Here is a 13088-nt window from a genome sequence, read left to right on the forward strand (position 1 = left end):
TACGTTCAGGCCGCCGAAAACCGGCGGCCTTTTCTTTATGCCTACTCGGAGGAGATCGAGGGTGAGCAAGCCTCTGCCTAAATATGCTTATGAGGATATGGAGCCGGGAATGACCCTTCCCTTCGGTCCTCGTACGATCAACAAGCAAGAAATCATCGAGTTTGCCAGCGAGTTCGATCCGCAGCCGTTCCATCTTGATGAGGAAGCAGGCAAGGCGAGCGTGCTCGGCGGGCTGGCGGCATCGGGATGGCAGACCACCTCCCTCATCATGCGCATGGTCTGTGATGCCTATCTTACAAACTCAACGTCACAGGGCGGTCCCGGCGTCGAATTCACGCGTTGGAAACGCCCCGTGCTTGCGGGCGATACGCTGAATGGTGTGACGACCATCAAGGACAAGCGCATTTCCAAATCGCGCCCCGCCATCGGGTTGGTGACGTTCCACCATGAACTGTTCAATCAGCGTGGTGAGAGCGTGTGCGAAATGCAGCATCCATGCATGATGCTGCGCCGCGATCACGATGCGACGGCAGGAGGGGCGTCATGAGTTTCCTGGAAGAAAATCTCGGGCAGAACCTCGCCATCGGCAGCTATACGTTTACTGCCGAGGAAATCATCGATTTCGCCAGGAAATATGATCCGCAGCCGTTCCATCTGGACAGCGAAGCGGCAAAGAAGAGTGTCTTCGGCGGACTTTGCGCTTCCGGCTGGCACACCACTGCAGTGTTCATGAAGCTCAATGTCGCTTCCATCGTCAAGGCAACGAAGGAAGCTCTGAAACGCGGCGAGACGCCGCCGACATTCGGCCCCTCACCCGGCTTTGAAAACTTGAAATGGTCGAAGCCCGTCTATGCCGGAGATACGATCACCTACAAGCGCCTGGTCCACGCCATAAGGCCGCTCGCCTCCCGCCCCGGCTGGTCGATGCTGACTATGACGACGAGCGCCCATAACCAGAATGGCGAAGAGGTGCTGTCCTTCGACAATGCGGCGATGGTGAAACTGCCGCCCAAGGCTGATGCCTGAAATAACAAAGCCCGGAGCAATGTCCGGGCTTTTTCGTATTCTCAGTCGCCTTCAAAGGCCACGAGCGTGCGGACCGGCACGCCAAGAGCTTCCAGCTTCTTGCGTCCGCCGAGATCCGGCAGGTCGATGATGAAGCAGGCTGCGACGATCTCTGCGCCCATCTGAAGCAGAAGCTTCGCTGCCGCTTCCGCCGTTCCGCCCGTGGCGATCAGATCGTCCACCAGAATGATCCGTTCGCCCTTCTCAATCGCGTCGCGATGCATCTCCATTTCATCGATGCCATATTCAAGGCTGTAGGCAATGCGCACTGTATCGCGCGGCAGCTTGCCCTTCTTGCGGATCGGTACGAAACCAGCCGAAAGCTGATGCGCGATTGCGCCGCCGAGAATAAAGCCACGTGCTTCGATGCCCGCTACCTTGTCGACCTTGTTGCCTGCATAGGGATAGACCAGCTCATCGACGGAACGACGGAATGCCTGCGCATCGCCCATAAGCGTCGTCACGTCACGGAATTGGACGCCCGGCTTGGGATAGTCCGGAATGGTGCGGATCGCATCCTTCAAGCTGGCTTTAAATCCGGATTCCATTTTCCATCCTTTCAGGCGGCCTGCGGGCCGGTCAAGTTAATCAAGGCAAAGTTGGGACCAAGGACCTTTACACCCTCAAACGGGCAAATTGCAAAAGAAACCGCCCATTTCTGCCAAGAACATTGCGGCGACGCACGGTCATTTTCATGGTCTAATTGTGGCAAGGCTGATCTTCCAGTTCCAGCACAAAAAAAATGGGCGCCCACTGCGCCCATCTTTTAATTCAGGTTGATCTATTGTCAGTGTTTAACATCCGACCAGATCGAACGCTTGGCGACATAAACCAGACCGGCAAAAAGGATCAGGAATATGATGACCCGGAAACCGGTCCGCTTGCGATCTTCCAGATGCGGCTCTGCAGCCCACATCAGGAATGCCGAAACGTCGCGTGCATACTGATCCACCGTTTGCGGCGAACCATCGTCATAGGTGACTTGGTCGTCGCTCAGCGGCTTTGCCATGGCCAGCGATTTGCCGGCGATGAAGTATGGGTTGAAATGCGTCCCTTCCGGAATATGCATCCCCGCTGGTGGCTGTTCATCATAGCCGGTCAGCAGTGAATGGATGTAGTCCGGACCTGCTTCGGCATATTGCGTGAATATGTCGAAGATGAAGGTCGGGAAGCCGCGTTCAACACCACGAGCCTTCGCGATCAGCGAGAAGTCCGGAGGAGCTGCCCCGTTGTTCGCGGCCGCAGCTGCGTTCGCGTTCGGAAATGGCGCCGGGAAGTGATCAGTCGGGATCGCCTTGCGGGTGAACATTTCGCCATCCGCATTCGGCCCGTCCTGCACTTCATATTCAGCGGCAAATGCCTTGACCTGCTCCGGTGAGTAGCCGAGACCTTCCAGCGTGCGGAACGCCACCAGATTCATCGAATGACAGGCCGAACAAACTTCCTTGTAGACCTTCAGGCCACGCTGAAGCTGTCCCTTGTCATAGGTTCCGAACGGACCGGCAAAGCTCCACTTTTCCTGCTTGGGATGGTGGATCGGGAAATGTTCCGGCTCCGCGGCATTGCCGCCTTCCTCAGCCGAGGCACCACCCAGGGCGATACCAAGCGCGACCAGCGGAGCAATACCGAAGGCAGCGAAATTCTTGAGGATGTTTTTCATTGTTACGTCCTTCATCTCTCTCGCTGGTTCAGCCCCGAGTTTCAACAGGGATTTCCACGGGGGTAACCCCGGCCTTGCCGCTCTTCTCCAGAACCGCCTCGGTGATCGAGTTCGGCAAACGCTTCGGCGTTTCGATCAGGCCGATGACCGGCATGATGATGATGAAGAAAGCAAAGTAGTAGAGCGTACCGAGCTGCGCCATGAAGACGTAGGAACCTTCCGCAGGACGCGAACCCAGCCAGCCGAGGAAGATGGCGTTGATCACGAACAGCCAGAAGAACAGCTTGAACCACGGACGATAGACAGCCGAACGAACCTTCGACGTATCGAGCCACGGCACGACGAAGAGGATTGCGATCGAACCGAACATGGTCAGAACGCCGCCGAGCTTCGAGTCGATCGGGCCGATGTTGAAGGTGATGGCGCGCAGCATCGCGTAGAACGGCAGGAAGTACCATTCCGGAACGATGTGAGCAGGTGTCTTCAGAGAATCGGCCGGGATATAGTTATCCGGATGACCGAGGAAGTTCGGCATGTAGAAGACGAAGTAGGCAAAGAACACGAAGAAGACGAGCGCGCCGAAAGCGTCCTTGATGGTCGCATAAGGCGTGAACGGCAGCGTGTCGGTCTTGGACTTGACTTCAATGCCGGTCGGATTGGTCTGACCCGTCACATGCAGCGCCCAGACGTGCAGGATGACGACACCGGCAATCATGAACGGCAGCAGATAGTGCAGCGAGAAAAAGCGGTTGAGCGTTGGATTGTCGACCGCAAAGCCGCCCAGCAGAAGCTGCTGGATCGGTTCGCCGATGATCGGAAAAGCCGTGAAGAAGCCGGTGATAACCGTCGCACCCCAGAAGGACATCTGGCCCCATGGCAGCACGTAGCCCATGAAGGCGGTAGCCATCATGAGAAGGAAGATCACCACGCCCAGAATCCACAGAAGCTCGCGCGGCGCCTTGTAGGAACCGTAATAGAGACCGCGAGCGATATGGAGATAGACGGCAATGAAGAAGAAGGATGCACCGTTGGAGTGCATGTAGCGCAGCAGCCAACCGGAGTTGACGTCACGCATGATCTTCTCGACGGAATTGAACGCAATGCCCGTATCGGCAGCATAATGCATGGCCAGCACAACGCCGGTCAGGATCTGCGAAATGAGCATGAAGCTCAAAATGCCACCAAAAGTGTACATGTAGTTCAGGTTACGCGGCGTCGGATAGGCCACGAAGGAATCATAGACGAGACGTGGCAAGGGAAGCCGTTCGTCCACCCATTTTTCGATGCCGGTCTTCGGCGTGTATGTGGAGTGTCCACCACTCATGTCTTCTCTCCCCAAGACCTGTTAGCCGATCCTGATGACCGTATCGGAAGCGAACGCATATTGCGGAATGTGCATGTTCTCCGGAGCCGGACCACTGCGGATACGTCCGGCAGTGTCATAGGTCGAGCCATGGCATGGGCAGAACCAGCCACCGAAAGAACCGGATTCACCGAGCGGCACGCAACCCAGATGGGTACACACGCCGATCATCACCAGCCAGTTTTCCTTGCCCTCGCCTGCCGAGCGGGCGACATCGGTCGCCTGCGCATCCGCTGCGAGGTTGGCGTTGCGTGCGTTCTGATCCTTGAGATCACCAAGAGCGGTTGTCTTGGCATCCTCGATTTCCTTGGCGGAGCGGTTACGAATGAAAACCGGCTTACCACGCCATTTGACAGTTAGTGATGCTCCTTCCGTCAGGGACGAAACATCAACCTCGATGGACGCAGCCGCGAGTGTCGAAGCGTCCGGACGCATCTGGTCGATAAACGGCCAGGCCAGTCCGCCAACTCCGACGACACCGGCCATTCCCGTCGCAATATACAAAAAATCACGCCGTGTCGGCTCAGCCGTGTCGTGTGCGCTCACGTGCCAATTCCTTTTCAACCTGCATGTTCAATTGAACTCTCCCCTCGTCCTCTTTTGCACTTGCGCAAAAGTAGTCCTGCAAGTGCTCACAGGACGAAATTCCCTCCATTTCACTATCCGGTTTATGCGCGTAAAAATCGCTTGTCCAGACACCAACCCCTTATGACGGCACGATGTCGCAGGCGGATTTGCTTGCTCAATTCAGGGAATGCACAGCAAAGCGATAACGCATTACAGACAGTGGAAAGCTTTCAGCTTTCTCCGTTCCTCCCTATGAAACCGCCCGACTGGCGGGCCCAAAGTCCCGCATAGATGCCACCGCAGGCGATAAGTTCGTCATGCGTTCCCTCCTCCACGATGCGGCCTTGATCCATCACAACGAGACGATCGAGCGCTGCGATGGTGGAAAGGCGGTGAGCAATCGCAATTACCGTCTTGCCATCCATAAGACGTTTCAAATTCTCCTGAATCGAAGCTTCGACCTCCGAATCGAGTGCGGAAGTCGCCTCATCGAGGATGAGGATTGGTGCGTCCTTCAAAATAGCGCGAGCGATAGCAATGCGCTGGCGCTGCCCGCCGGAAAGCTTGACGCCGCGCTCGCCCACAAAGGCATCGAACGACCGCCGCCCCTGGAAATCCTCCAGACTGGCAATGAACCCATCGGCTTCGGCCTGACGTGCTGCCTGCAGCAGTTCATCGTCGGTCGCATCGTCGCGCGCCAGCATGATGTTGTCGCGCAGCGACCTGTGCAGCAATGCAGTTTCCTGACTGACGACCGCGACCGCCCGACGCAGCGAGGTTTGGGTGACGTCGCGAATGTCCTGCCCGTCCACGAGGATCGCGCCTTTCTCGACATCGTAGAGGCGCAGGATGAGATTTACGAGGGTAGACTTGCCCGCCCCGGAATGCCCGACGAGACCGACGCGTTCACCACCGCGCACAGTGAGGTTGATATTGTCGAGAACGCCCGCCGCCTTGCCGTAGTGGAACGTGACGTCCTGAACATCGATACGCGCCTTTGTCACCTGCAAGGGTTTGGCACCGGGCCTATCCTCAAGACCAAGCGGAGCAGAAACCAGCCGCATGGAATTCTCGATCAGTCCGAGCTGGCGCAGCATGCCATTGAGCTGCATCATGAGACGGCCAAGGAGCATATTGAGGCGCAGCACGAGGCCAAGTGTGAACGACACCTGCCCGACCGTGATGGCATTGCGCGTCCACAAATCGATGGCAATCGCCGCAACCGTCACGATCATCAGGCCGGAAAGTGCGGTGAGCGAAACACGAACGCCGGTGAGTGAACGCATGAACGGAAGAATTGCGCCGAGATACCGCTCGAAACCGTCACGCAGATAGCGCTCATCGTCATCGGCGGTATTGAGCTTGATCGTCTGAATATTGGAATAGCTGTCGACAATACGCCCGTTGATCATCGATCCCGCCTCGGCAGAAGCCTCGGCGTGCTTGCGGATGCGTGGCAGATAGCGCCAGGCGATGAAGCCGAAGGCAATGATCCAAAGGACTACCGCCACTGCCAGCCGCCAGTCGAGCCGACCGACCAGAAACAGCGTGGTGATGCTGTAGATCGCCATGAACCAGACGACCTGAATGAGACTTTCAATGAGATCGCCTGCCGCCTGCCCCGCCTGCCAGACCTTGGTGGCAATGCGCCCGGCAAAATCATTCTGGAAGAAGGCATAGGACTGGCGGAGAACATAGGAGTTCGCCTGCCAGCGGATCATATTGTAGAAACCCGGCGACAAGGTCTGGTCTTCCAGCAGCGTGTTGATCGCCGTCACGACGAGGCGGATTACAAGGACGGTTATGCCCATGAACAGAAGCTCTGGCCCTGCCGCCTGCAAAAGCGCCGACCAGCTTCGTTCGACGCCACCCTTCCCCGCCTGATCGAGAATATCGACCAGCCTGCCTGTGAAATAGAACAGGCCCGCCTCGACCAGCGGCAGCAATCCGCCAACCGCAAGCGAAACGGCGAGCGGCCATTTCGCTTGCCTCGCATAATGCCACAGAAAGCCGAGCGTCGTTGAAGGCGGTCTCAGCCGGTCCGGTTCACGAAAGGGATCGACCCAACGTTCGAACAGGCTGTAAACCGCTTTCATCAATGGCTTCTGTCCTTATTGTGCCAGCGCATCCTCGGGATTTTCATCGAAGCCGAGGAAACCGCCGGACTGGCGGGCCCATAGACTTGCATAAATGCCGCCGAGCGCCACAAGTTCCTCATGCGTGCCATCTTCGACGATGCGCCCCTTGTCCATCACCACCAGACGATCAAGTGCCGCAATGGTGGAAAGGCGGTGCGCGATGGCAATCACGGTCTTGCCTTCCATCAAGGTGTTGAGACTATCCTGAATGGCTGCTTCGACTTCCGAATCGAGCGCCGAGGTCGCCTCGTCCAGAATGAGGATCGGCGCATCCTTCAGCATCACACGCGCAATGGCGATGCGCTGGCGCTGTCCGCCGGAAAGCTTGACACCGCGTTCACCAACATGCGCATCCAGCCCCTGCCGTCCCTTCGGATCGGTCAGCAGCGGAATGAACTGGTCGGCCTGCGCCAGACGAATGGCCTGCTGGAGCATTTCTTCGGTGGCATCCGGCCGCCCATACATGATGTTCTCACGAACCGAACGATGCAGAAGCGAGGTATCCTGCGTCACCATGCCAATATTGGCGCGAAGCGAATCCTGCGTGACTTTGGAAATGTCCTGCCCGTCGATCAGAATGCGGCCCTTCTCCAGATCGTAGAAGCGCAACAGCAGATTGACCAGCGTGGACTTGCCAGCACCGGACCGCCCAACCAGGCCCACTTTCTGGCCCGGCTGGATCGTGAGCGTGAGATTTTCGATAACCCCTTTGCCCTTGCCGTAATGGAAGCCGATCTTGTCGAAGTCGAGTTCGCCTCTGGTCACCTGCAATGCCGGTGCATTGGGGACGTCCACGACCTCATGCGAACGCGCAATCGTCGTGATCCCGTCTTCAACCGTGCCGATGTTTTCGAACAAGGCCGACATTTCCCACATGATCCACTGCGACATGCCGTTGAGGCGCAGAACCAGGCCGATGCCCACAGCAACGGCGCCGACGGAAATCGCTTCATTCATCCAGAGCTGGATGCCGATTGCACCCACCGCAAACAGCAGAATGCAGTTCGCCATATAGAGCGTGAAATGAAACAACGTGATGAGTCGCATCTGCCGATGCACGGTACCGAGGAAGCCATCGAGGCTTTCCTTCACATATGATTCTTCCCGGCTTGAATGCGAGAAAAGCTTCACGGTTGCGATATTGGTGTAGCTGTCAACGATACGTCCCGTCATCGATGAACGCGCATCGGCCTGCTGTTCCGAAATCACGCGCAGACGCGGGATGAAAACACGCAGCAATATGATGTAGACGACGAGCCAGACGGCAAACGGGATCATCAGGACAAGGTCCGCGGACGCTGCAATGAACAGCGTGCCCGCGAAATAGACGATCACATAGTTGAGCACGTCCAGAAGCTTCATCACCGTTTCACGAACGGCGAGCGCAGTCTGCATCAGCTTGGTTGAAATGCGCCCGGCAAACTCATCCTGAAAGAAAGCCATCGACTGGCGGATCAGGTAACGGTGCATCAGCCAGCGCACACGCATCGGATAATTGCCGAGCAATGTCTGGTGGATAAGCAGCGAATGGATCAATACTACGCCCGGAAGGACGACCAGAACAACACCAGCAATCAGCGCAAGCCGCCAGCCTTCATTGCTCAGAAATGTCTCGCGCGACTGATGTGACAGCCAGTCGACAATATTGCCCATGAAGGCAAAGAGCGACACTTCGATCACGGCGATGAGCGTGGTGAAGATCGCCATGCCGATGATCCACGGCCAGGCGCCGCGGGTATAATAAAGGCAAAAGGCTACCAGTCCGCGCGGGGGCTCGCGCGGCGGTTCTTCGGGATAAGCTTCGAGTCGTTTTTCAAACCATCTGAACATGGTGCACCTTTTAGGTGGTCCCGGAAGAATTGCCAAGACGGAAGAGGAACAAAACGGGAATATTTCTACAGATGTTTTCTGTAGAAATCACGACACCGGAGCTGTTGATGTTCCGGCTATTGCCGCCTTCGGTGCTTGCGGCAATCTGCATTTCGCGTTACCCGCATCATATGGAACTGCGCGTCGCACTTTACCAGCCCGACATTCCCGGCAACACGGGAACCATCCTGCGTATGGCCGCTTGCCTCGGCTTCGCGGTCGACTTGATCGAACCTGCCGGGTTCGACATTTCCGACCGGTCCCTGAAGCGCGCCGGCATGGACTATCTGGAACAGGCAACCCTCACTCGCCATGCGGACTGGCACCACTTCGAAGACTGGCGCCTGCAGGCCAAGCGCCGGATCGTGTTGCTGTCCACCAAGGCAGCGATCCCCTATACGGATTATCGGTTTCAGGAAAATGACATTCTGCTCTTCGGGCGTGAGTCGTCGGGCGTTCCCGACAATGTCCACAATTCCGCCGATGCACGGCTTCTGATCCCGATGATGCCCGGCGCGAGATCGCTAAATCTTGCGGTTTCGGTTGCGATGACGGCAGGCGAAGCTCTGCGCCAGCGGAGGGACAAGGTCGATTCCCTCCGACAGGAATGACAACGCCAGAATTGCGCTTCGCGAAAGGACCGGCTTCGCAAAGCACCCCCGCCCCATCCGGTCTGAAAGGCTCGCTTCGTCCATGAACCTGTCTGTTCGTACACTCACTCTTGCTGCTTCCGCCGCTTCACTGCTGGCAAGTGCTCCGGCTTTCGCCAAGGAGGCTTCGCCCATCGCGCCAAAGGTGATGGTCATCACCATGTTCGGCGAAGAAGCCAAGCCATGGCTTGAAGGCGAAAAATTCACGCAGAAGATCAAGCTGCCCGGCCTGAGCCCCGAATATCCAGAGATCGACTGCACCGCCGAAGGCCTCTGCCACATAACGACGGCGATGGGCTTCGCCAATGCCGCAAGCGCGACGGCGGCTATGGCGCTGAGCGACAAGCTCGACCTCTCGCATACCTATTTTCTGATCGCTGGCATTGCCGGTGTCGACCCGAAGCACGGCACACTCGGATCGGCGCATTGGGCAAAATATTCCGTCGATGCCAATCTGAACCACCGCATCGACATTCGGGAAGCACCGGAAGGCTGGCCAACGGACTTTTTCGGCCTCGGGGCTGCAAAGCCCGGCGAAAAGCCGAAATGGGCTGCGGGCACTGAAGTCTTCGAACTGAACGGCAAGCTGGCCGATTACGCACTGGCAACAACCAAGGGCATCGAACTTCTCGATAGCGACGCAGCGAAGGAATACCGCAAGCACTACACGCAGGAAGCGGCGACTGGCGCACCAAAGGTCACAATCTGCGATACGGCTTCGGGCGATACCTACTGGCACGGCGCGAAGCTCGGCGAAGCCATGACCGAATGGTCGAAGCTTCTGACCGACGGCAAGGCCGACTACTGCACCTCACAGATGGAAGACAATGCCACACTGACCTCGCTGAAACGGGCTGCCGACGCTGGCAAGCTCGATTTCAACCGCATCGCATTGCTGCGCACCGCGTCGAACTTCGACCGTCAGGGCAAGGACCAGACGGCTGCTGAATCGCTTGCCGCAAATTCCGGCGGCTTCCCGCTCGCCACGACCAACGCCTATCGCGTCGGAAAGGCCTATGCCGACAGCATCATCCAGAACTGGAAAGCGTGGGAAAAAGCACCGCAGACTGCAGGGAAATAAAACTCCAATCATTGAGCTGGCAGTTTTTTGAATAAAAATTGCCAGCTCAAACAAGCGGTTGATTCAAAGTATTATAAAAATTACTCCATCTCAAATTACACTCTAATTGATATGGGGCTAAATAATGAAGAAACTTATATTCTTTGTTTTTTTATATTCTTTGAACTGCAGCAATGCCATTTCGGCAGATATTTCAAATAAAAAAACCACAGATATAAATTATACATTTTCTGGCGGCATAGGATACTCCTGGATCAAGGCCGACGAAATAGTATATGACCAAGACAACAGAATAAGTCATCTTATCTGGAAGTCTCAGATGCCAGTTTTAAGCGGCAAGATAACAGCAGACATTGGTTCTGACCTTACATTTTCAGGAAACTTGAAGGTCGGTCTGACTGGGAGCGGAAATTTACACGATTATGACTGGCTTTCCGACGCGAGTGGTTTCAGCGGATACGACTTTAACAACTGGACAGATCACTCTCAAAGCGAAACCGATTTGGACCGTTACATCAATTTTGACGTCGCCCTAGGGCATAACTTCGTTATCAACCCGCAGAATACATTGAATATTCATGGCGGATTTAAATATACGAATGTGAAATGGACGGCCTCGGGCGGTGATTACGTCTACAGTTCAAAAGGTTTTCGTGACACCACAAGCACACTCCCCGATGGAAAGGTAATAAGTTACGAGCAGCGCTTGCCTGCACTCTTCATTGGCTCCGAATGGACCACCAATGTGGATCGATGGTCGTTCAGTGCCCTTGGACGTGCTGGCCTCACTGTTTCCGGCAAAGATCTCGACGATCACTGGCTACGCGATCTGCATTTCATTGACACATTTAACAGAGCGCCATTCTTTGAACTTCAAGCCAACGCTTCCTATTCGTTTAACGAACAAACAAGCCTTTACGTCACTGCCGGGTTTGAAAAGCACATGAAAATGAGAGGCGACACCCAAATTTTCGATCACGCCGACAGCACGATGAGCTTCGCGTCAGATGGCGCTGGCGCTTCGCTTCAGGCAGCAACTGTATCAGCTGGCCTGAAAGTAAAATTCTAGAACTTCGTTTAGATCGTCTCGAACAGGCTCACGTTGAAACCCAACTTTCAACGTGAGACAAAACGGGTTACGATATAACAACCCAAAATTGAAAGCACCCCGGACTTCTGCCGCGGGGCGTTTTTACAATGTCCTAATTCGAATCTCGATTCATTGAATTAAGCCGCTAGGCTGAACCAGTTCGCTAATCCGCAGTCGCCAGCCGGCGCATGGTGAACTCGATCACGTCATCCGGGCGCTCGCACCAGCTCTCGATTTCCGTCCAGTAGGCCGCTTTCGGGAATGTCTCGAACCATTCACGCGCTTTTTCACGTGCCGCCAGCCTCGGCAGGGTGAATGTCTCGCGAACGAAACCGTCGCGCGGCATCCGGCTTTGCTTCAGGCCTTTCTGGGCGCGACTCTTCTGCAGCTGCTTGCGCAAGCCTTCGAGCGGTGGACGGGGCGGTGCTGCTGTCATGCTATGCCCTCCCGGCAAAACCGGAAATGAATGACTTCCAAACCCTAGGTAGAGAAAGATAGGGGAGCGGGTCTACAAAGACGAGTCTTTTCTTGGGGAGAGGGTCTATACTACCCTGTGATCGCGCGCTTCGTGCTTTGCGCCTGCAGCGGACTTTGATAAGCCAAGAAATAATAGTTCATCCATTTACCCTTGGCTGCCTGATACCGCCGAGCGATCCGGCAAACCGCGCCGGAAGGAAACAGACAATGCAACGCGACGAAATTCCAGCAATCATCCCCGCAGACATCGAAGAGAAGAAACAGGCGGCACAGCGCTGGTTCGAGGAACTGCGCGACCGTATCTGTGCAAGCTACGAACAACTTGAAGATGAATTGCAGGGCCCACTTTCGGATCGCGAACCCGGACGCTTCGTCCGCACGCCCTGGCAGAAGGACGAAGGCCGTGGCGGCGGTGGCGTCATGTCGATCATGCATGGCCGTGTCTTCGAAAAGGTCGGGGTGCATGTCTCGACGGTCTATGGCGAGTTCTCGCCGGAATTCCGCAAGCAGATTCCCGGCGCAGAGGAAGACCCGCGTTATTGGGCGAGCGGCATTTCGCTCATCGCCCATCCGCAAAACCCGAATGTGCCTGCCGTCCACATGAACACGCGCATGGTCGTGACCACGCGCCAGTGGTTCGGCGGCGGTGCCGACCTGACGCCGGTTCTGGACAACCGCCGCACGCAGGACGATCCCGATACACTCGCCTTCCACAAGGCTTTCCGTTTCATCTGCGAGAAGCACAAGGACATCGTCGACTATCAACGCGTGAAGGACTGGTGCGACGAGTATTTCTTCCTGCCGCATCGCAATGAACCACGTGGCACCGGTGGCATCTTCTATGATTGGCTGCATTCGCCGGACGAAAAAGGCGGTTGGGATGCGGATTTTGCCTATACGCGCGACGTGGGACGCGGTTTCTCGGTCGTCTATCCGCATCTCGTGCGCCAGAACTTCAACAAGGACTGGACCGACGCGGATCGCAACGAACAGCTCATCCGTCGTGGCCGCTATGTCGAGTTCAACCTGCTTTACGATCGCGGCACGATCTTCGGCCTCAAGACCGGTGGCAATGTGAATTCCATCCTGTCTTCCATGCCGCCCGTGGTGAAGTGGCCTTAACAGTAC

13 protein-coding genes are annotated in these 13088 nt (G+C 56.2%); 6 read left to right on the forward strand and 7 right to left on the reverse strand.

The window, feature by feature from the left end; translation table 11 throughout:
- Nucleotides 1-61 precede the first annotated feature (61 nt).
- Entirely contained in the window at nt 62-547 is a 486-nt protein-coding gene (locus tag KWJ32_RS13780; protein ID WP_012091663.1) for a MaoC family dehydratase, read from the forward strand.
- Nucleotides 544-1026: a MaoC family dehydratase gene (locus KWJ32_RS13785; protein ID WP_012091662.1), complete on the forward strand. Its 483-nt coding sequence runs from the start codon at nt 544-546 to the stop codon at nt 1024-1026. Before KWJ32_RS13780 ends, KWJ32_RS13785 begins: the two co-directional genes overlap by 4 nt.
- Before the next feature lie 41 nt (nt 1027-1067).
- Here KWJ32_RS13785 and KWJ32_RS13790 read toward each other — a convergent pair whose 3' ends face one another.
- The 6 genes from KWJ32_RS13790 to KWJ32_RS13815 all read right to left on the reverse strand — a co-directional run bounded on the left by KWJ32_RS13790 (nt 1068) and on the right by KWJ32_RS13815 (nt 8623).
- Complete coding sequence (locus KWJ32_RS13790; protein WP_010659612.1) at nt 1068-1613, reverse strand: adenine phosphoribosyltransferase; 546 nt, start codon at nt 1611-1613, stop codon at nt 1068-1070.
- A gap of 239 nt (nt 1614-1852) precedes the next feature.
- Entirely contained in the window at nt 1853-2725 is an 873-nt protein-coding gene (locus KWJ32_RS13795) for a cytochrome c1 (RefSeq protein ID WP_012091661.1), read from the reverse strand.
- Between the two features lie 28 nt (nt 2726-2753).
- Nucleotides 2754-4049, reverse strand: coding sequence for a cytochrome b N-terminal domain-containing protein (locus KWJ32_RS13800; protein WP_010659610.1), 1296 nt, complete (start codon nt 4047-4049; stop codon nt 2754-2756).
- A gap of 21 nt (nt 4050-4070) precedes the next feature.
- Nucleotides 4071-4634 carry a ubiquinol-cytochrome c reductase iron-sulfur subunit gene (gene petA / locus KWJ32_RS13805; RefSeq protein WP_010659609.1) on the reverse strand — a complete coding sequence of 188 codons (564 nt, stop codon included), beginning with the start codon at nt 4632-4634 and terminating at the stop codon, nt 4071-4073.
- 251 nt (nt 4635-4885) lie between these two features.
- Nucleotides 4886-6751 carry an ABC transporter ATP-binding protein gene (locus tag KWJ32_RS13810; RefSeq protein ID WP_012091660.1) on the reverse strand — a complete coding sequence of 622 codons (1866 nt, stop codon included), beginning with the start codon at nt 6749-6751 and terminating at the stop codon, nt 4886-4888.
- Between the two features lie 15 nt (nt 6752-6766).
- Entirely contained in the window at nt 6767-8623 is a 1857-nt protein-coding gene (locus tag KWJ32_RS13815; RefSeq protein WP_012091659.1) for an ABC transporter ATP-binding protein, read from the reverse strand.
- 170 nt (nt 8624-8793) lie between these two features.
- On the opposite strand from KWJ32_RS13815, the gene KWJ32_RS13820 reads away from it, so the two are divergent.
- The 3 genes from KWJ32_RS13820 (at nt 8794) to KWJ32_RS13830 (ending at nt 11462) form a co-directional block, all read left to right on the forward strand.
- The gene (locus KWJ32_RS13820) at nt 8794-9273 is read left to right on the forward strand and encodes a tRNA (cytidine(34)-2'-O)-methyltransferase (protein WP_010659606.1); all 480 of its coding nucleotides are present in this window, start codon (nt 8794-8796) and stop codon (nt 9271-9273) included.
- Between the two features lie 82 nt (nt 9274-9355).
- Nucleotides 9356-10393, forward strand: a complete 1038-nt coding sequence (locus KWJ32_RS13825; RefSeq protein WP_094513986.1) for a purine nucleoside permease — start codon at nt 9356-9358, stop codon at nt 10391-10393.
- Between the two features lie 124 nt (nt 10394-10517).
- On the forward strand, nt 10518-11462 hold the full coding sequence (locus tag KWJ32_RS13830; RefSeq protein WP_231771194.1) for an omptin family outer membrane protease: 945 nt from the start codon (nt 10518-10520) through the stop codon (nt 11460-11462).
- A 184-nt stretch (nt 11463-11646) separates the two neighbouring features.
- Here KWJ32_RS13830 and KWJ32_RS13835 read toward each other — a convergent pair whose 3' ends face one another.
- Nucleotides 11647-11919, reverse strand: coding sequence for a hypothetical protein (locus KWJ32_RS13835; protein WP_010659602.1), 273 nt, complete (start codon nt 11917-11919; stop codon nt 11647-11649).
- 248 nt (nt 11920-12167) lie between these two features.
- Here KWJ32_RS13835 and hemF point away from each other — a divergent pair, with 248 nt between their 5' ends.
- Nucleotides 12168-13082 (forward strand): oxygen-dependent coproporphyrinogen oxidase, encoded by a 915-nt coding sequence (hemF, locus tag KWJ32_RS13840; protein ID WP_151610225.1) that lies wholly within the window; start codon nt 12168-12170, stop codon nt 13080-13082.
- The last annotated feature ends 6 nt before the right edge of the window (nt 13083-13088 follow it).

This window comes from Ochrobactrum sp. BTU2 (assembly GCF_024539785.1).
Lineage (GTDB): Bacteria > Pseudomonadota > Alphaproteobacteria > Rhizobiales > Rhizobiaceae > Brucella > Brucella anthropi.

Coding starts and splice junctions, on each gene's coding strand:
- KWJ32_RS13785 (WP_012091662.1), top strand. CDS start 544: ATGAGTTTCCTGGAAGAAAATCTCGGGCAGAACCTCGCCATCGGCAGC.
- KWJ32_RS13790 (WP_010659612.1), bottom strand. CDS start 1,613: ATGGAATCCGGATTTAAAGCCAGCTTGAAGGATGCGATCCGCACCATT.
- KWJ32_RS13795 (WP_012091661.1), bottom strand. CDS start 2,725: ATGAAAAACATCCTCAAGAATTTCGCTGCCTTCGGTATTGCTCCGCTG.
- KWJ32_RS13800 (WP_010659610.1), bottom strand. CDS start 4,049: ATGAGTGGTGGACACTCCACATACACGCCGAAGACCGGCATCGAAAAA.
- KWJ32_RS13810 (WP_012091660.1), bottom strand. CDS start 6,751: ATGAAAGCGGTTTACAGCCTGTTCGAACGTTGGGTCGATCCCTTTCGT.
- KWJ32_RS13815 (WP_012091659.1), bottom strand. CDS start 8,623: ATGTTCAGATGGTTTGAAAAACGACTCGAAGCTTATCCCGAAGAACCG.
- KWJ32_RS13820 (WP_010659606.1), top strand. CDS start 8,794: ATGGAACTGCGCGTCGCACTTTACCAGCCCGACATTCCCGGCAACACG.
- KWJ32_RS13825 (WP_094513986.1), top strand. CDS start 9,356: ATGAACCTGTCTGTTCGTACACTCACTCTTGCTGCTTCCGCCGCTTCA.
- KWJ32_RS13830 (WP_231771194.1), top strand. CDS start 10,518: ATGAAGAAACTTATATTCTTTGTTTTTTTATATTCTTTGAACTGCAGC.
- KWJ32_RS13835 (WP_010659602.1), bottom strand. CDS start 11,919: ATGACAGCAGCACCGCCCCGTCCACCGCTCGAAGGCTTGCGCAAGCAG.
- hemF (WP_151610225.1), top strand. CDS start 12,168: ATGCAACGCGACGAAATTCCAGCAATCATCCCCGCAGACATCGAAGAG.